Origin of the sequence: Chryseobacterium sp. c4a, assembly GCF_009900745.1 — a bacterium.
GTDB lineage: Bacteria > Bacteroidota > Bacteroidia > Flavobacteriales > Weeksellaceae > Chryseobacterium.
The window spans coordinates 82,348-99,864 of record NZ_WXVU01000014.1 but is presented as its reverse complement, the minus strand read 5'-3'; the positions used below and the strand labels follow the sequence as shown (position 1 = coordinate 99,864).

General features: G+C 36.8%; 15 protein-coding genes and 5 tRNA genes. 15 read left to right on the top strand and 5 right to left on the bottom strand.

All coding sequences use genetic code 11. The features are described from left to right. Positions 1–22: 22 nt before the first annotated feature. The 4 genes from glmM (at position 23) to GTR01_RS17455 (ending at position 5,005) form a co-directional block, all read left to right on the top strand. The gene (gene glmM / locus GTR01_RS17470) at positions 23–1,405 is read left to right on the top strand and encodes a phosphoglucosamine mutase (RefSeq protein ID WP_160139056.1); all 1,383 of its coding nucleotides are present in this window, start codon (positions 23–25) and stop codon (positions 1,403–1,405) included. A gap of 46 nt (positions 1,406–1,451) precedes the next feature. Beyond that, positions 1,452–2,030, top strand: coding sequence for a Crp/Fnr family transcriptional regulator (locus tag GTR01_RS17465; RefSeq protein WP_160139055.1), 579 nt, complete (start codon positions 1,452–1,454; stop codon positions 2,028–2,030). Between the two features lie 411 nt (positions 2,031–2,441). After that, complete coding sequence (locus GTR01_RS17460; protein WP_160139054.1) at positions 2,442–3,413, top strand: zinc-binding alcohol dehydrogenase family protein; 972 nt, start codon at positions 2,442–2,444, stop codon at positions 3,411–3,413. 209 nt (positions 3,414–3,622) lie between these two features. Beyond that, on the top strand, positions 3,623–5,005 hold the full coding sequence (locus GTR01_RS17455; RefSeq protein ID WP_160139053.1) for a tetratricopeptide repeat protein: 1,383 nt from the start codon (positions 3,623–3,625) through the stop codon (positions 5,003–5,005). Between the two features lie 315 nt (positions 5,006–5,320). Here GTR01_RS17455 and GTR01_RS17450 read toward each other — a convergent pair whose 3' ends face one another. The 3 genes from GTR01_RS17450 to GTR01_RS17440 all read right to left on the bottom strand — a co-directional run bounded on the left by GTR01_RS17450 (position 5,321) and on the right by GTR01_RS17440 (position 7,279). Beyond that, on the bottom strand, positions 5,321–6,199 hold the full coding sequence (locus tag GTR01_RS17450) for a DMT family transporter (RefSeq protein WP_160139052.1): 879 nt from the start codon (positions 6,197–6,199) through the stop codon (positions 5,321–5,323). Next, on the bottom strand, positions 6,186–6,839 hold the full coding sequence (gene aat / locus GTR01_RS17445; RefSeq protein WP_160139051.1) for a leucyl/phenylalanyl-tRNA--protein transferase: 654 nt from the start codon (positions 6,837–6,839) through the stop codon (positions 6,186–6,188). Before aat ends, GTR01_RS17450 begins: the two co-directional genes overlap by 14 nt. A gap of 62 nt (positions 6,840–6,901) precedes the next feature. After that, a complete protein-coding gene (locus GTR01_RS17440) occupies positions 6,902–7,279 on the bottom strand; it encodes a DUF3127 domain-containing protein (RefSeq protein ID WP_065395975.1) in 378 nt (125 codons plus the stop codon). Positions 7,280–7,457: 178 nt separating this feature from the next. Between GTR01_RS17440 and GTR01_RS17435 the strand changes: the two genes are divergently transcribed. The 5 genes from GTR01_RS17435 (at position 7,458) to GTR01_RS17415 (ending at position 8,049) form a co-directional block, all read left to right on the top strand. Beyond that, positions 7,458–7,539: transfer RNA gene (locus tag GTR01_RS17435), tRNA-Leu, on the top strand. Positions 7,540–7,543: 4 nt separating this feature from the next. Continuing rightward, positions 7,544–7,619, top strand: a tRNA-Gly gene (locus GTR01_RS17430). Between the two features lie 6 nt (positions 7,620–7,625). Next, positions 7,626–7,709 (top strand) — tRNA-Leu (locus tag GTR01_RS17425). Between the two features lie 122 nt (positions 7,710–7,831). After that, positions 7,832–7,916: transfer RNA gene (locus GTR01_RS17420), tRNA-Leu, on the top strand. A gap of 49 nt (positions 7,917–7,965) precedes the next feature. Continuing rightward, positions 7,966–8,049, top strand: a tRNA-Leu gene (locus GTR01_RS17415). A gap of 155 nt (positions 8,050–8,204) precedes the next feature. Here GTR01_RS17415 and GTR01_RS17410 read toward each other — a convergent pair. Further along, a complete protein-coding gene (locus GTR01_RS17410) occupies positions 8,205–9,191 on the bottom strand; it encodes a helix-turn-helix domain-containing protein (RefSeq protein ID WP_228452272.1) in 987 nt (328 codons plus the stop codon). A gap of 98 nt (positions 9,192–9,289) precedes the next feature. Here GTR01_RS17410 and GTR01_RS17405 point away from each other — a divergent pair, with 98 nt between their 5' ends. Both GTR01_RS17405 and GTR01_RS17400 read left to right on the top strand, forming a co-directional pair. Beyond that, positions 9,290–11,674 (top strand): TonB-dependent receptor, encoded by a 2,385-nt coding sequence (locus GTR01_RS17405; RefSeq protein ID WP_160139050.1) that lies wholly within the window; start codon positions 9,290–9,292, stop codon positions 11,672–11,674. Next, positions 11,675–12,850, top strand: a complete 1,176-nt coding sequence (locus tag GTR01_RS17400; protein ID WP_160139049.1) for a PepSY-associated TM helix domain-containing protein — start codon at positions 11,675–11,677, stop codon at positions 12,848–12,850. Here the strand turns inward: GTR01_RS17400 and GTR01_RS17395 are convergent, their stop codons facing one another. Beyond that, entirely contained in the window at positions 12,851–13,453 is a 603-nt protein-coding gene (locus tag GTR01_RS17395) for a helix-turn-helix domain-containing protein (protein WP_160139048.1), read from the bottom strand. It lies immediately after the preceding gene. 126 nt (positions 13,454–13,579) lie between these two features. Here GTR01_RS17395 and GTR01_RS17390 point away from each other — a divergent pair, with 126 nt between their 5' ends. The 4 genes from GTR01_RS17390 (at position 13,580) to GTR01_RS17375 (ending at position 17,491) form a co-directional block, all read left to right on the top strand. After that, positions 13,580–13,975, top strand: a complete 396-nt coding sequence (locus GTR01_RS17390; RefSeq protein WP_160139047.1) for a YbjN domain-containing protein — start codon at positions 13,580–13,582, stop codon at positions 13,973–13,975. A 19-nt stretch (positions 13,976–13,994) separates the two neighbouring features. After that, positions 13,995–14,696, top strand: a complete 702-nt coding sequence (locus tag GTR01_RS17385) for a PspA/IM30 family protein (RefSeq protein ID WP_160139046.1) — start codon at positions 13,995–13,997, stop codon at positions 14,694–14,696. Position 14,697: 1 nt separating this feature from the next. Continuing rightward, positions 14,698–15,354, top strand: coding sequence for a hypothetical protein (locus GTR01_RS17380; protein WP_160139045.1), 657 nt, complete (start codon positions 14,698–14,700; stop codon positions 15,352–15,354). A gap of 115 nt (positions 15,355–15,469) precedes the next feature. Beyond that, positions 15,470–17,491, top strand: a complete 2,022-nt coding sequence (locus tag GTR01_RS17375; RefSeq protein ID WP_160139044.1) for a flotillin family protein — start codon at positions 15,470–15,472, stop codon at positions 17,489–17,491. Positions 17,492–17,517: the final 26 nt, after the last annotated feature.

Here is a 17,517-nt window from a genome sequence, read left to right as displayed (position 1 = left end):
TAATCAAAAGAAATAAAACAGAATGTCGTTAATAAAATCTATTTCGGGAATCCGAGGAACCATAGGTGGAAAAGTGAATGATAACTTAACACCATTAGATGTGGTAAAATTCGCTTCCGCATTCGGAACATGGCTTCAAAACAATAAAAATAAAAAAGACTTAACCCTTGTTATAGGAAGAGATGCCAGAATCTCAGGGCAGATGGTTTCTTCATTGGTAACAGCAACATTACAGGGATTGGGAATCAATGTAATTGATTTAGGCCTTTCTACAACTCCTACCGTTGAGATAATGGTTCCTGAGTTAAAAGCAGATGGAGGTATTATTCTTACTGCATCTCACAACCCAAAACAATGGAATGCCCTGAAACTTTTAAACGAAAAAGGAGAATTCATTACTGGTGAAAACGGAGCAGATGTTCTTGCGTTGGCAGAAAGTGAAGACTTCAGCTATGCAGAAGTAGATGATCTTGGAAAATACGAAACAAGAGATGATGCTTTTGATATTCATATTCAGCAGATCCTGGATTTACCAATGGTAGATGTGGAAGCTATTAAAGCTAAAAACTTTAAAGTCGTGTTGGATGCCGTAAACTCTACAGGAGGAATCGCTATTCCAATGTTACTGGATAAATTAGGTTGTGAAACCGTTAAATTATACTGTGAACCAACAGGCCATTTTCCACACAATCCTGAACCTTTAAAAGAGCATTTGGGAGACATCTGTGAATTGGTTAAAAAAGAAAATGCAGACCTGGGAGTTGTAGTAGATCCAGACGTAGATAGATTAGCCTTAATTGATGAAAAAGGAGAAATGTTCGGTGAAGAATATACCTTGGTAGCTGTTGCGGATTATCTACTAAAGCATAAAAAAGGAGCCGCAATTTCTAACCTTTCTTCAAGCCGTGCTTTGAGAGATGTTGCTCAGTCTCACAATTCAGAATACTTTGCAAGTGCTGTAGGAGAAGTAAATGTGGTAACTTTAATGAAAGAGAAAAACGCTGTAATTGGTGGTGAAGGAAACGGAGGAATTATCTATCCTGATCTTCACTACGGAAGAGACTCTTTAGTAGGAGTCGCTCTATTCCTTACTCATTTAGCAAAAGAAAATAAAACCGTTTCTGAGCTAAGAGCAGGATATCCAGCTTATTTTATGGGTAAGAAGAAAATAGAACTGACTCCAGAAATTGATGTAGATGCTATCCTAAGCAAAATGGAGAAAGAATATGAAAATGAAGAAGTTTCTACTGTAGATGGTGTGAAAATAGACTTTGAAAACAATTGGGTTCACCTTAGAAAATCCAATACAGAGCCGATTATCAGAATTTATACAGAAGCTAAATCTCAGGAAGAAGCCGATCAATTGGGAGATGATATCATCGCTAAGATTAAAACTTTAATTTAAAATAATAGATAAGAACGGACTTGTTCCGTTCTTTTTTTATACCCTGATGTTTGAACATATCAAAAACAGATTTCCCTTCTCCAAAGAGACATGGAGGAAATTTTTAGGCAACTTTGAAAGAATGGAAGTTCCTGCTAAAACGTTGCTTTTAAACGAAGGTGAAGTTTCTACTAATGCCTTTTATTTGGAAAAAGGAATTGTAAGAGCCTGGTATAATAATGACGGCAAAGATGTGACCTTTCAGTTTTTTCTGGAAAATACCATGTTTTCTTCCCTGGAAAGCTTTAAAAAAGGTCTTCCCAGCATGGTTTCTTTCGAGACCGTGGAACCCTGTGTTTTGTATAAAATTAAAAAACCAGATGTCGATGCATTCCTGGAAGAGTTGTATGAGAATCCTGAAATGAGAACATTTTTTATGGATGCCCTTTTTGAGCGAATTTTCGACTATATGAAACACTTTTTTTCATTCATAAAAGACACTCCCCAACAGCGATACATAAATCTTGCAGAAAAAAAGCCGGAAATCATTAAAAGAGTTCCTCAACATTATATCGCATCTTACTTAGGGATTACAACAGTACACCTTAGTCGAATAAAAGCTAAAATATTGAAAGAGAAGAGTTAGTTCTTAGGTTGGAAGAGGAATGTTGGGAGTTGGAAATTTCTTGCAGACCATTTAGAAGAGAAGCTTATTGATTGGTTTTTCTAACCCAGCGTACGCAAAGAATTTAAAAAATGCGGTTTATAAAATGTTTGCAAAGGCATTTCACTCAACGATGTGGGTATCCTTAGCTGAGCGAAGCGCCCTTGTGAACGAAAAATAAAACAGTAGTCTAAATAACTTTGCGAGCTTAGCGCTTTGTAACTTTTTTGTTTGTACATAGGCTTTATCTTTTTAACCTTTTATTGATACTAAAGACTCATATAACTTCCATCCTCCCTCTTCCAGCTTCCAGCCTTTCTTCCTCTAAACTGATAACAAATGTTATCGTCCCTACATTTTCTCCGCCATAATTTTGTATAAAAATTTAAAACAATGAAAGGCGCAGTAGTATTTGAAAAAGGAAGCACTCCTCAATATGCAGATTTTCCGGAACCGGAAATATCAAATGAAAATGAAGTCTTAGTAACTGTAAAGGCAGCATCTATTAAAAACCTTGATAAAGCAAGAGCCAATGGAAAGCATTATTCTACGGAAAACGATGCCCATCAACCAACAATCATCGGATCAGATGGAGTAGGGTATCTTGAAGACGGGTCAAAAGTTTATTTTTTCAGTAAAAAAGGCACCGTTGCCGAAAAAGCAGTGGGCAATACTCAGATGATGGTGGCAATTCCTGATGAATTGGATTTTTCTATAGCAGCAGCCCTTCCCAATGCGGTAATGGGATCTGCAATGGCATTAAAATTCAAAGCGGGGATACAACCGGGAAGCATAGTATTGGTAAACGGAGCAACAGGAATTACAGGCAGAATAGCGGTTCAGATTGCGAAGGTGTATGGAGCTAAAAAAATTATTGTTACCGGAAGAAATGAAGAATCTTTGCAGGCTCTTCGTGAACTGGGTGCGGATGAGGTGGTTTCCCTGCATTTAAGTGACGAAGATTTTAAAAAGAAAATTAAAGAAATTCACAACGAAAGTCCTATTGATATTGTTATTGATTATATCTGGGGACATTCCGTAGAGATGATTTTATCGGCTTTTAAAGGAGATGGTACATTTTCCCACAAAACCAAGCTGATCACGATAGGCGGGATGAGTGGTGATACCATTCAATTGTCCTCACAGATTCTCAGAGCTACCGATATTCAGATTTCAGGATCAGGCTTAGGAAGCTGGACGAAGGAAGAATCCGCATTATTATTTACAGAAATTATCCCCGAAATGTTTCAGGCTGCTGTGGAAGGAAAAATTAAAATAGAAACAGAAGAAGTTGATATAAAAAATATCGAAGCTGCCTGGAATGCTGAGATACAAACCGGAAAAAGGCTCGTAATAAAAATTTAACCCCAATTTCCGTTTTTTTATCCACAATCCTTTTTTCGGTTTTCTTTTTTTACTATTTTTATAATAGAAATTTATGAAATGGATATTTCAAAAAAAAGTTGCAACTTTGCATAAATATTTGAATATCAGTTTCAGATATATTATTAATTAATAAAGTTTGCCGAGGTCTGCAAGTAAATTCAGGCATTGGGCCGACGGAGAGGACACTATTGGAAGAGTATTTTGGAAATGAACTTGTAAAAAAGTTCGAAGAAATGATGGAAAACAATGACGAATTCTACTTCGATACCGAGGAGTTGGAAGATATCATTGTTTATTATTTGGAGCTGGGTGATTTTAATTACGCTGATATGGCGGTTAATTATGGACTGAAGCTTCACCCCAATTCATTAGATATCAAGATCAAAAGACTTGAAATTCTTCTGGAATGGGAAGAATACAATGCGGCGAAAGATCTTATCGACGAGCTGAAAGGTTCTTCTATGGAGAATACAGACTTTTTGGTTTGCTACGCCAAGTATTATTCGAACCTGGGTAACCCTAGAAAATCCATTGAAATCTGTAAAAAAGCCCTTACGTTGGAGGAAGAAGAAAATTTCCTTCACAACTTTATTGCAGATGAATATGTAAACCTGGGAGATCCCTTTAACGCTCTTAAACATTACAGAAAAGCACTTAAAGAAGATCCTGCAGATGAATATTCGCTGGAAAATGCAATGGTGTGTTTCAGTGACCTGAATAAGAGTGAGGAGGCGATTGCCTTTCTTAATGAATATTTAGATGAATTCTCTTATTCCGAAACTGCATGGTTTGAATACGGACAATTCTACTTCAACAGAAAGAATTACGATGAAGCGATAAAAGGATATGACTATTTATTAGCCATCAATTCAAACTCTGTAGGAGTATATGCCAATAAAGCAGCTTGTTATGAAGCTCAGGGGCAGTACCAGAAAGCGATTGAAACCTATGAGGAAATGCTTGAACTTGAATATACCAAAGCATTTACTTTTTATAAAATCGGATTGTGTAATAAAGCTTTAAAGCAACCTATCTTAGCTTTAAACTCATTTCAGAAATCATTGAGAGAAGACCCTCAGTTTTATCTGGCGATGATGGAGCAATCTTATTTATATGAAGAAATGGGCGGTATGTCGGAAGCGCTTCATTTTGCTAAAGAAGCAACACAGCTGAATGAAAATAATCTTGATTATCAAAAGAGATTAGCATTCCTGTTCATTGATTCCGGAAAATTTGAAGAAAGTCTTTCATGTCTTAAAAAGCTGGTAGATGCTGAGCCATCAAGATTCTATAACTGGTATGCGTACTCAGAAGTGCTGATGCTTGTAGGGGAATACGAAGAAGCCATTACTGTTTTAAATGCAGCAATAAGACATCACAACAGAGCAGAATTGTTTTATCAGCTAAGCAACTGTTTTTTCAATCTGAAAGATCAGGAGAAAGGAATAGAATCACTTCAGAAAGCTTTAGAGCTGGATCCGTCTCTGGTAAAGGATATGCAGAAAAAATATCCGTTTATCAAAGAAGAGGTAAAAAAGGTGAAGGTGAGTAGAGTGAAGAAAAAGAATTAAACGTACTCCAAATAACAGAAAAGCTTGCAGAAATGCAGGCTTTTTTTATTGATAAAATGCTTTTTTAAACGCATGGAATACGCAAAGGAGTAAAAACTCTATGATATTTTTTCGTGCACAAAAACACTCCGTTAAACAAGGAATGCGAATATCGCTAAGTGAAACGCTTTTGCGAACATTTTATAAACCGCATTTTTTAGATTCTCTGCGAACTCTGCATTAAAATAATACTAGAATATTGATTAGAAAATAATCAGTGAATTATAAACCAAAATAAACTTCCTGCCTCCTTCTTCCAGCTCCCAGCTTTTATACTTATTTTTTCGGATTGCTTCTTAAAAAGATCAACCCGGCAATAATAACTCCGGCTCCGATAAATTGCATAACAGTAAGCTTTTCACCATCAATGAGCCCCCAAATAATAGCTACAATAGGCATAATAAGGGTAACCGTTGAAGCAAAAAGAGGAGTAGATACCTTTAGCAGCCTATAGTTCATCGTCATGGCAAGTCCGGTTCCAAAAATGGAAAGTAAGCTTACGAACATAAGTCCCAGCATATTGTCTTTTGAAAAACTAAACTCAGAAAAAAATCCTGTACTTGTTAACGCAATAAGAGAAGGGAAAATTAAAACAAAAGAAAATATAAAGGAAGATAAAACAACAGAAGAAACTTCCATAAGCTTCGATTTCACAGTGGTTGTACTCATCGCATAGCATAATGTAGCGAGTAAGAGCAGTAAAATAGGGATCATTTTAAGTTCTGCACTATCTCCCCCACCAAAAGCAAGGATACAGACTCCTGTAAAGCTTATCAGAACTCCTGTAATCTGTTTCTTTGTCGTTTCAAATTTCCATACCAATGCACCTACAATAATGACAAAAATAGGCATCATAGAATTGATGATTCCAGCTATACTGCTGCTAACCTCCTTTTCTGCAATTGGAAAGAGAAACATGGGAATAAAATTTCCGGTAAACGCAGCCAAAATAAGCCACTTTATATGTTTCTTCGGAAAAAGCTTATAATTAGAAATGGCAATGGGAAGAAGAATAATTCCGGCAATAAGCACTCTCAATGAGCCTACCTGATAAGGACTGAAATGATCCAGTGATTTTTTGATCAAAATAAAAGAAGACCCCCAGATAATGCTCAGGGTAGCCAAAAGAAGCCATTTTTCTTTATCTGCGTTCATTGTTTTCGTGTAGGATTTTTAAAAATTCTCTCTTGGGTATCATTTTGGCACCTAAGCTTTCCAAATGTTCAGTATGAGACTGACAATCAATTAATTCAATGTCGTTTTTGTTGCTTTCCACAAAGTGAATAAACCCAGCCTTTGAAGCGTTGCTTACTTTAGCAAACATACTTTCACCACAGAAAACATTTCCGATCTGCAAACCATAAAAACCTCCTACAAGTTCTCCGTCTTTCCATACTTCAATACTCTTTGCGAGACCATATTCATGAAGTTTGATGAAAGAATTCATCAACTCATCAGAAAGCCATGTGCCGGATTGCCCCGTGCGCTCAGTTTGCTGACAATTTTTAATGACTTCTCTGAAGTTTTTATTCTCTGAAAAAGTAAAAATATTCTTATTTAATATCTTTTTCATCGATTTGGAAACCTTTATCTCGCTAGGGATTAAAACGAATCTTGGATCCGGACACCACCACAAAATTTCCTCCCCCGGGTTGAACCAGGGAAAGATACCCAATTGATAAGCGAACCAAATGCGCTCTACAGACAGATCTCCCCCAAAGGCAATCAGCCCGTCGTGGCCATCATATACTTCCGGATCTGGAAATGAAATCTCATTTTCGTCTAATCGAACCATTTTTTAGCAAAAAAATCCCACTTTTAAGAAAGCAGGATTTATATTTGATTTTAATTCTTTAATTAGAAAGGTAAATCATCATCGTCATCTCCGGCAAACGGATTCTCGTTAGAAACAGGAGAAGCTGATTGCTGAGGCATAGCCTGAGTAGGTTCTGATCCATTATCAAAAACTTTCTCTACTCTCCATCCTGTAATTGAGTTGAAGTATTTAGTTTCACCTTGTGGAGAAACCCATTCTCTACCTCTGATGTTGATTCCTATCTTTACGTTTTCACCTTCTTTAAGGTTATCTAACAAACTAATTTTATCAGATAAAAATTCTATGTTTATCGGCTGTGGATACTGTTCCTGGGTTAAAATAACCAATTCTCTTTTTTGAAATCCACTTGCAAATGTTTGAGTTTCAAAAAGTTTCTTTACCGTTCCTTGTAATTCCATATCGTAATTATTAACGTTGTAAAAGTAAGAAAATGAAATGTAATAATAGGTGCTGCTGAAAAAAAATCTGGAAATTTTAATTTTTTTTCTGAAAAAGTTTGCAGATAAAGGAAATTGTCCTATATTTGCACTCACAAAAACGAAGCAAGCTCTTTAAAACTTACAATATAAAAAACCAGCGGATGTGGTGTAATTGGTAGCCACGCCAGACTTAGGATCTGGTGCCGTGAGGCGTGGGGGTTCGAGTCCCTTCATCCGCACTATGCGAAAATAGCTCAGCTGGTAGAGCACAACCTTGCCAAGGTTGGGGTCGCGGGTTCGAATCCCGTTTTTCGCTCCACACCATGCCCTGGTGGTGGAACTGGTAGACACGCAGGACTTAAAATCCTGTGTCCGCAAGGACGTACGGGTTCAAGTCCCGTCTGGGGTACAAAGCCTTCTGTATTTTGCTACGGAGGGTTTTTTGTTTTTATAGAGAGTGTTCTTTAATAGAATTTCTTATATTTGTAAGAGAATTGATTTTGAATCTGTGAAAACAGATCAATATAACCAGCGGATGTGGTGTAATTGGTAGCCACGCCAGACTTAGGATCTGGTGCCGTGAGGCGTGGGGGTTCGAGTCCCTTCATCCGCACCATATAAAAAGTAGGATTTGGTTTCAAGTCCTTTTTTTATACCACACACCAGCCCTGGTGGTGGAACTGGTAGACACGCAGGACTTAAAATCCTGTGTCCGCAAGGACGTACGGGTTCAAGTCCCGTCTGGGGTACAAAACCCTCTGTATTTTTAATACGGAGGGTTTTTTGTTTTTATACTAGACGCGATTGTTGATATCATATTGTTATACATTTGTTTAGAAAATACCAACAAACTCAATACAATTGAATCTAGATTGCACAAGAAAAGCTCTTTATTTTATTCTTTTTAATTTTTTCGATAATAACTAGGGCCTACTCCCACTTCGTTCTTAAATGCTACACTAAATGACGAAGGCGAGGCATATCCCAAATGATAAGCGATCTCTTTAATGGAAAAATCAGAGTTTTTAAGTAAATAAAGTGCTTCTTTCATTCTAAGCTTTGAAGCATAATGAAAAACTCCGTCCCCAAACAGTTCTTTAAAGCCATTTTTTAATTTAAATTCATTGATACCAAATTTTATTGAAAGCTGTTCAATGGTATAAAACGACTTCAGATTCCCTTCTATAAATTCTTTTATGGCCATCAGTTTATGAATTTCAGAAGTATTGATGGAAGATTTGCTTTTTGTTTCAGTTTCGTTTTCCTGATTTTTTGCAAATTCAAAGATGAGCAGTAAAAGGCTTAGGATTTTACTTTTAATAAAATAATCTTTGTAGAAACCCTCCAGATTACATTTTTTGATTTCCAGTAAGATACTCATCATTTGTGGGGTGATAGGAAGCCCTTTCGGAAATAAACTGGCTGGCTGGTTTTGATCTATTTTTAAAATAAAATCCTGCAATGCATCACTGCTTTCTGCCAATTGGTGAAAGTAATCTTTGGAAACATAAATATCCAGATTTTTGTATAGGAATTCTTTATGAAAATAAATTTCTACATCCGCATTTTCCGGAGTATAATAAATATAATGGTGAAACAGTTTGTATTCTCTGCTTTTTCCATCAACTAAATCCTTAATAGCATCTGCTCCATCCAAAAAGAAAGACAACTCTATGTATTTTACTGCTTCAGTACGGAATTTCATCGTATAATCTTCAATATACGAAAACTGATATTCTTTTACCAGAAATTCATCCCCCTCGTATAAAGTCAGTGTTTCAAATTTTCCAAGTTCATTGATGAAAATTTCGGGCACACTCCCACAATGATTTTCATTATAAAAATCTAAAATCTGTTTTACAATAGTATGGTTTGGTACAATCTCTCCCAAAATCTAAAGTCTTTATCCCAAGCTCAAAAGTGTTTCCTATTAGCAACTCCTAATTTTGCTCGTGTAAATTTAATTAAACTAATTCTAAATAATGATCTATGAATAAGAACAAATTCCTTTTTTCCGCATTGTTTTTTCCGGCTGTTATGTGGGCACAAAGCACTGCACAGATTACAGGAAAGGTTGTGAATGCTCAAAAGAAGCCTGTTCCGGCTGTAAAAGTAATTCTTAATAATGGAGAATCAGAAACTTATACTGATGAAAATGGGATTTATAAGTTCAATAATATACCCGCAGGAAATTATCTTCTTAAAGTAGACGATCCGGATGTTGCTAAAACGTACTCTTTTACATTAAAGGAAAATGATAGTATTACTCATGATTTTATACAAAATACAGATACTTACCAGATTGTTGCAGTCAACGTTAGTGCAAACCGTAAAACAATCCCTTCTTCAACTTTAAGATTAGGGGAGAATCTTTTGGTTACTCCTCAAAATATTCAGGTGATAGATCAGCGTTTACTGAATGACCAGCAGATTCTGACTACAGCTGAAGGATTGAGCCGAAATGTAAGCGGAGTGCGTACTATTACCCATCAGGAAGAAGGAAGCGTAGGGATTGCCGTACGTGGATTTTCTGCTTCTAATCTTAGAAACGGAATGGATGTGAGCGGAAGTTTTGGCCCGCTTCGTGAAGATATGTCTTTTGTAGATCGTGTTGAATTTGTAAAGGGGCCTGCAGGTTTTATGATGGGGAATACCCAGCCCGGAGGTTTCTATAATATTGTTACTAAAAAGCCTGTAGGAAGAGAGAAAGGAAATGTTCAGCTTACATTAGGAAGTTTTAATCTGTATAGAGCTTCTACGGATATTGAAAAAAGATTAAGTAAAGATGGCAAGCTCTGGGGAAGGCTTAATTTGATGGGAACAAAATCAGGTTCTTTTCAGCAGTATGTAGAGCACGAGCAGTATGTCATCAATCCGTCTTTCAAATATATAGCATCAGATAACACGAATATTACACTAGAATATATTCTTTCGCAAAATAATTTTCAGGGAGGATTTTCCAAATATGCTTACGGGATTGATGGATTTAAAGAGGTAAAGAGATCGTTTAACTTTTCTGATCCAATTATAGATCCAACGCGTTCATGGGAACATAATGTCTATGGAACGATTAATCATAATTTTAATGATAATTGGTTGATTACCGGCCAATTTGGGTACATACGATCCCAGATGCAGGGAGAATCATTATATGCTAGTTATAATAATATTGCTCTAGCAGATGACCCTCTGAAGGGAAGAAAAAAAGGGGATGTAGACCGTGGGATCAGTATCAATGATGCTTTGAATACTTCCACAATAGGACAGGTATTTACGAGAGGAAAATTTGAGACAGGTAACATCAATCACAATATTCTTGCGGGAATTGATATGGGAAAGAAATCTTATGTTGCCGATTGGTCTGTACTTCCTCAGAAAGTAGGTGCTGCATTTAATATTTATAACCCTGTTTATGGCAACCTAAAAAAATCTGATATTCCGGAATATGACCGTTCAAGATCTCTAAGAGAACGAGGTGCAAATTATCTTACAGACTATTCTTATACTTCATTTCATGTGCAGGATGAAGCTCGTTTTCTGGATGATAAGTTGAGAATAGCTGCTGGATTCCGTTATACTTCAACAGTAAAAACCAGTGCTGCGGATAAAGGAAATGAGGTTAAAAATACAGCTGTGACTCCAAGATTCAGCATTACCGGATTATTGACTCAGACATTTACTGTATACGGATTGTATGATGAATCTTTTCAAGAGCAGACCGGAAAGCTTCTTAATGGCAATACAGCCGATCCTTCGTATGGAAAGAATACAGAATTTGGAATAAAGAAAACATGGTTCAATGGGCAATTGATGACAAATCTTACCTTTTACCATCTTACCAAAACAAATATGTTAACCGCTGCCGGAATTGAACATCCGGGACTCTTTGAACAATCCGGGAAAAGCGTATCCAAAGGAATTGAGTTTGATTTGAATGGAAACATCAGTAAAAACTGGAGTATTCTCTTAAACTATGCTTATACAGATGCAAAAGTAACAGAGGATAATGATCCTAAAAAAATCGGTGGAATGCTGTATGGAACAGCCAAGCATATTACCAATGCCTGGTTGAAATATACCATTGCAGAAGGAGACTTGGAAGGACTAGGTTTCTCGCTTGGTTATGAGTATCAGGCTAAAAGAGCAGCATGGCCTGTGGTTTTAGATCATCCTTATCTTCCGGATGATTATTTCACATTAGATGTGGGGGTCTCTTATAAACGAGATAATTATCAGTTGTCATTTTTGGTGAACAATTTAACAGACCGCTATAATTATGTAGGGTTTTATCCCGGAGCCTGGGGATATACTCATTACGGATGGAGAGCTTTAAATCCAATCAATTTCAGACTAAATCTTTCATATAATTTCTAAATGAACACCGGAAAACCCCAAAAGAAAAACAATAGAAGTCTGTTTTACAGGATATCTGCCTGGCTGCATTTGTGGCTGGGCCTTGTTTCCGGGATTGTCATTGTGATCATCTGTATTACCGGTGTTACCTGGTCTTTTCGTGATGAAATTAAAGATTGGCTGAATCCTGAACTAAGAATTGATTCTGTTCCGGGAAAAGAAATGGCCAATCCTGCAGAGCTTTACACAAAAGCAAGAGCTTTATATCCTTCAGAGGAAATATCTTTTGTATGGAGACCTACCGGAAAAGCAGCGATGGTAGGTTTTGGAAAAAGAAATCCTGGTTTTGTTCTGCATATAAATCCTTATACTGGGGAAGTGATTCGTAAGCCATCATTCAAAGAAGAATTTGATTTTTTTGAATGGACATTGAAAGGGCACCGCTTTCTATGGCTGCCATCAGAAATAGGAAGACCTGTTATCAATTACTCTACTTTTGTTTTCTTAATTACTTTACTCTCAGGATTGGTGTTGTGGTGGCCTAAAAAATGGACGAAAGCCATGAGAAAGCAAAGTTTCTCAGTGAAATGGGATGCAAAGATCAAAAGACTTAATTATGACTTACATAATGTTTTTGGTTTCTATGCCATGGTTTTCCTTTTGGTCATTTCTATGACTGGTATGTATTATGGATTGCCATGGTTTAATAAATTTTTATACTTCACAACCTCTCTTGGGCAATCCCCTGAAACTGAACGTAAGGAAATCAATAATATCTCTTCATATCAACCCGAAAAGTTGGCTGAATCTATGCTTATGGCCTGGGAGGATGCTGTAGATCAAGTAAATGCAAAAGGGTATTACCTATCTGTTCCCAAAGATTCTACCGAGACAATAGGGATCTTTTTATATTCCTCGCATCGCCAGTTTTATGATCTTCAAAGTTTCAGTTATGATAGGAATACAGGGATTCGATTGGCTAATGCTTCAGCGTATGCAGCTCCCTTTGACAGAGCAGATTTTGCTACCAAAGTACAAAAACTGAATTATGACCTGCACGTAGGATCTGCTTTTGGAGGTATATGGGGAAGAGTTTTGTATTTCTTTATTACGCTGATAGGGGCTTCACTTCCTGTTACAGGATTTTTAGTATGGTGGTTCAAGAAAAAGAAAAAAAATAAAATAGAAAGAGACTAATTATTTTCTTTCCAGCCTTTCTAATCTTTCAAAAATAGTTGTGAAAATATTCTTTTCAGTAGTAGAGACATGTCCTACAATTTTATAAAGATCCTTTTCGCTTGTATTTGTTACATACTGCAAATTACCATTGGTGTTTTCTAATAGTTGGCTGGCAGCGTCTTTTTTAAGGTCTGCCTTATTCAGAAATAAAATATCTCCATAATGGTAAGGAGAAAGAAGCTGTTTTTCTGTTGTAAATTCATATACAAGATCTACAGATGCTAATATTTTTTGCAGGATCGAGCTGTTTTCAGAATTATTTGTCCTTGGATTTACGGCTTCATTTCTTCCACTGATCGCCAATTCAGGGAATAGCATCAGTTGGTCAATGTCTGAAACACTGGCTAACTGATTCACCTGTAGCGTTTCTGTGAGTAATTTATCAAGATCAAGATTAAAATGACTGGCAACCTTTAATATGGTTTCAATCTTCGGTTCTGCACGGCCTTCTTCATAAGAGCTTATTACCCCTCTGTTTAAGTCAAATAAATCAGCAAAAGCCTTCTGGCTCAAACCTCTAACCTGTCTTATTTTCTTAATATTAGTTCCAAAGAAGCTCATTGTTTGTCTAATCTTTTTTGCAAAGATAGAGAATCCTAAATAAATAATTGCTAAAAATATTTGCAATTTGAAAATTTTATGGTATATTTGTGTAGAGCGAAAAAGCAAAACACTAAACCAACCTGCATGAAAAATCAAATATTTAGAACGGTCAAAGAGTGGTTGTTAGATTATGAGTTTAACATTATTCTTGAAGATGAGGCTCAGAGAATCTTAATCATTGAAAAAGAGTCCAACGGAATCAAAAATATGATCCTTATTATATCAGATTCTATCCTTATTATGGAACAGTTCCTTTTCGAAATAAAAAATCCTACAGAACAAACCTTTAGAAGACTGCTTCAGAAAAACAGAGATATTGTGCATGGAGCTTTTGTTTTAGACAGTACAGGAAAACGGGTGATTTTCAGAGATACCCTTCCTACAGACCACATGGCACAGAATGAAGTAATGGCTTCCATCAATTCATTAGGAATTCTGGTAGGAGAGTTTACCAACGAGATGCTTGAAATGAGTAAGTAATTCACAAAAGATATTTAAAATGAACATTTTCAAAAGATTATTAACAATAGGAAAAGCAGAGATCCATTCTGTGATCGACAACTTTGAGGATCCTATCAATGTAACGGAACAGGGAATCCGTGAGATGAAAGAAGAACTGGGGAAAAGCATCGAATCTCTGGCACAATTGAAGGCGCTTACCATTCGCAAGAAAAATGAAGCGGAAACAGAAGAACAGACTTCAAAGGACTATTATAACAAGGCCATAGTGATTGTTCAGAAAGCGGAAAAAGGAGAAGTGGAAGCTTCAGAAGCAGATCGTCTGGCCAAGGAAGCTTTAAAAAGACAGGCCTCTTCCCAGGAAAATGCAGATCAACTTCATAAAGAACATGAAAAACTTCACACAGAATGTGAGAAAATGCAGGCGACAATCAATCACCTGAAATCTAGTATTAGCAAATGGGAAAATGAGTTGAAAACCCTTAAAGCAAGAGTTCAGGTAAGTGAAGCTACGAAAGATATTAATCAGAAAATGACCCAGATGGATACCGGAAGTACCGTAAGTATGCTGGAGAAACTGAAAGAAAGAGTTGTACAGCAGGAAACGCTGGCAGAAGCCTATTCTGATCTGTCAAAATCAGGAAAGACAATTGATGAAGAGATTGATGCTATGGTAAACAACAAAGATAATGAAGCAGAAGAAGCTTTGAACAGATTAAAGGAAACACTTAAAAAAGGCTAATATGACCTTTCAGGAATTTTTAAACATAGCATTTTCACCGGTAAATACTGTTTTGAGTGTATTGCTGGGACTTTCAGTGGTCTATTGGTTATTTACCATCATTACTGGGCTGGATATCGATGTGGGGCTGCATTCAGATCTTGATGTAGGGGCGGATACTCATGTCCCGGATGGTCACTTTCATGCTCCGGATCACGATCCCTCCGCGTGGATGCATTTCCTGAAGTTTCTGAACCTGGATATTGTCCCGGTTACCTATTTCCTTACATTATCATTATTGATTACATGGCTCGGCTCATTTTACCTTAGTTACTTCGTTCCACTGCCAACATGGGCAGGAATACTGATCCTTTTTCCCTTGTTTATTGCAGGAATGCTGATCACTAAGGTCATTCTGAAACCTTTAAATCCCTTTTTCAAGGAAATTAATCACAAAGGAGAAGTATCCTATGCGTTTTTGGGAAGAGAAGGACGTTTGAAATCAAGTATTCAGGATGATAAAATAGGAATGATGGAAGTCTTTATCGGAAGCGATCCTATGACGCTGATGGTCAGAAGTCAGGATGGAACAAAGCTGGAACACGGGACTAAAGTGATGATTGTAGACGAAGACCTTGATAAGCGAATCTACTATGTGCAGAAATCCATGAGATACTAAAAAACAATAACCATGCTCAGCTTATTTTTAATCATGTTGAACGCTATGTTGGAGATCTTTCTCAACACCTTTTAAAAAAACACATTTATATATAAACTATTAAACTTATAAAACTATGAACTTACCATTAATTGCTGGAATTATCATTGTTGCAGTAGCATCAATCGGACTGATTTTCTGGATTTTATCCATGTATAAAAAGACCGTTCAGGGAATTGTTATTTTAAGAACCGGTTATGGTGGCACAAAAGTTTTCTTTAATGCAGGAATCGTAATCCCTATCATTCACCGTATGGAATCTATGGATATTTCTGTGAAAAAACTAGAGATATCAAGAGAAGGAAAAGCCGGATTGATCTGTAAAGATAATATGAGAGCAGATATCCAGGTGGCATTCTTTATCCGTGTGAACAAATCAGTAGATGATATTGTGAATGTAGCTCAAACAATTGGCTGTCAGAGAGCATCTGATGCTCAAACTTTAAGAGAGCTTTTTGAAGCTAAATTTTCAGAAGCCCTAAAAACAGTAGGAAAGAAATTTGATTTTACTGAATTATATGAAGCAAGAAGCGAATTTCGTCAGGAGATCCTTGATATCATCGGAACAGACTTAAATGGTTATGTTTTAGATGATTGCGCAATCGATTACCTTGAACAAACGTCTATTGATAAGCTAGATAAAGACAATATCCTTGATTCTGAAGGGATTAAAAAAATTACAGAACTTACTGCAACGCAAAATATTAAAGCCAATCAGGTTCGTCGTGATGAAGAAAAAACCATTACGAAACAAAATGTAGAAGCCAGAGAAGCTATTCTTGAGCTTGAAAAACAGTTGGCAGAAAAGCAGGAGTCTCAAAAAAGAGAAGTAGCCAATATCAAAGCTCGTGAAAATGCTGAAATCTTAAAAGTAGAAGAAGAAGAACGCCTGAGATATGAGACCGTTCGTATTGCGACAGAAGAGAAATTACAGATTGCAGAAGAAAATAAACTTCGCCAGGTAGTGATTGCTGCTAAAAATAAAGAACGTGCAGATCTGGTAGAAACAGAAAGAGTATTAAAAGACAAAGCTTTAGAGGCTACAGAAAGAGAAAGAATTGTTTCCCTTGCTCAGATTGAAAAAGAGAAAGCGATAGAAATAGAAAAGAAAAGCATTCAGGATGCAATTCGCGAACGTTTGACAATGGAGAAAACGGTAGTGGAAGAGCAGCAGGGAATTAAAGATCTGGAAGCTTTCAAAACCGCTGAAAGAAACAAACAGGTTGAAATTACAGTCGCTACTCAGGAAGCAGAGAAAAGGTTAATTGAAGAAACAAGAGCCGCAGAAGCACGTAAGCTGGCCGCAGAAAAAGATGCTCAGAAATATGTGATCGAAGCACAGGCGAAGCGAGACGCTGCAGAGAAAGAAGCTGAAGCACGTAAGATCATTGCAGATGCTAAGGCAAAAGAAGAAGCTACTGTAGGATTATCTGAAGCTCAAGTGTTGCACGCAAAAGCAGACGCAGCAGAAAGACAAGGAATTGTAGAAGCCGTGGTCATTGAGAAAAAGGCTGAAGCAGTGAAGAAAGAAGGAATTGCACAGGCAGAAGTAATTAAAGAAAAAGCATTGGCAGAAGCTGCTGGAATCAACGAAAAAGCAGAAGCTATGAAGAAACTGAATGATGCCGGAAAAGATCACGAAGAATTCCGTCTGAAACTGAATAAAGAAAAAGAAGTGGAGCTGGCTGAAATCGCTATTCAGAAAGATATTGCAGAAGCTCAGTCTCTGGTATTGGCAGAAGCCTTCAAAACAGCGAAAATTGATATCGTAGGAGGTGACAACACATTCTTTGATAATGTAATCCGCCAGGTTTCTGCAGGAAAAGGATTAGACAAATTTGTAAGCCACAGTGAAAATGCACAGATGGTGAGAGAAAACCTGTTGGGAGATGGTGAAAATATCATTGGCAAAGTAATGGGAATGGTAGATAAATATAATATTTCATCAGACGATATCAAAAACATGAGTATCGCATCCCTGATCTTTAAACTGAACGGTGTAGCCAATCAACAGGAAAAAGGAATTCTGGAAAGAGCCCTTGATATGGCCAGACACATGGGTGTAGACAATAAACCGGTAAACAATAACCATGTTTAATATATGAAAAACATTTAATTTACTGA

Bases quoted from the DNA above. Each gene is read 5' to 3' on its own strand.
- glmM (WP_160139056.1), top strand. From the start codon at position 23: ATGTCGTTAATAAAATCTATTTCGGGAATCCGAGGAACCATAGGTGGA.
- GTR01_RS17465 (WP_160139055.1), top strand. From the start codon at position 1,452: ATGTTTGAACATATCAAAAACAGATTTCCCTTCTCCAAAGAGACATGG.
- GTR01_RS17460 (WP_160139054.1), top strand. From the start codon at position 2,442: ATGAAAGGCGCAGTAGTATTTGAAAAAGGAAGCACTCCTCAATATGCA.
- GTR01_RS17450 (WP_160139052.1), bottom strand. From the start codon at position 6,199: ATGAACGCAGATAAAGAAAAATGGCTTCTTTTGGCTACCCTGAGCATT.
- aat (WP_160139051.1), bottom strand. From the start codon at position 6,839: ATGGTTCGATTAGACGAAAATGAGATTTCATTTCCAGATCCGGAAGTA.
- GTR01_RS17440 (WP_065395975.1), bottom strand. From the start codon at position 7,279: ATGGAATTACAAGGAACGGTAAAGAAACTTTTTGAAACTCAAACATTT.
- GTR01_RS17405 (WP_160139050.1), top strand. From the start codon at position 9,290: ATGAATAAGAACAAATTCCTTTTTTCCGCATTGTTTTTTCCGGCTGTT.
- GTR01_RS17400 (WP_160139049.1), top strand. From the start codon at position 11,675: ATGAACACCGGAAAACCCCAAAAGAAAAACAATAGAAGTCTGTTTTAC.
- GTR01_RS17395 (WP_160139048.1), bottom strand. From the start codon at position 13,453: ATGAGCTTCTTTGGAACTAATATTAAGAAAATAAGACAGGTTAGAGGT.
- GTR01_RS17390 (WP_160139047.1), top strand. From the start codon at position 13,580: ATGAAAAATCAAATATTTAGAACGGTCAAAGAGTGGTTGTTAGATTAT.
- GTR01_RS17385 (WP_160139046.1), top strand. From the start codon at position 13,995: ATGAACATTTTCAAAAGATTATTAACAATAGGAAAAGCAGAGATCCAT.
- GTR01_RS17380 (WP_160139045.1), top strand. From the start codon at position 14,698: ATGACCTTTCAGGAATTTTTAAACATAGCATTTTCACCGGTAAATACT.
- GTR01_RS17375 (WP_160139044.1), top strand. From the start codon at position 15,470: ATGAACTTACCATTAATTGCTGGAATTATCATTGTTGCAGTAGCATCA.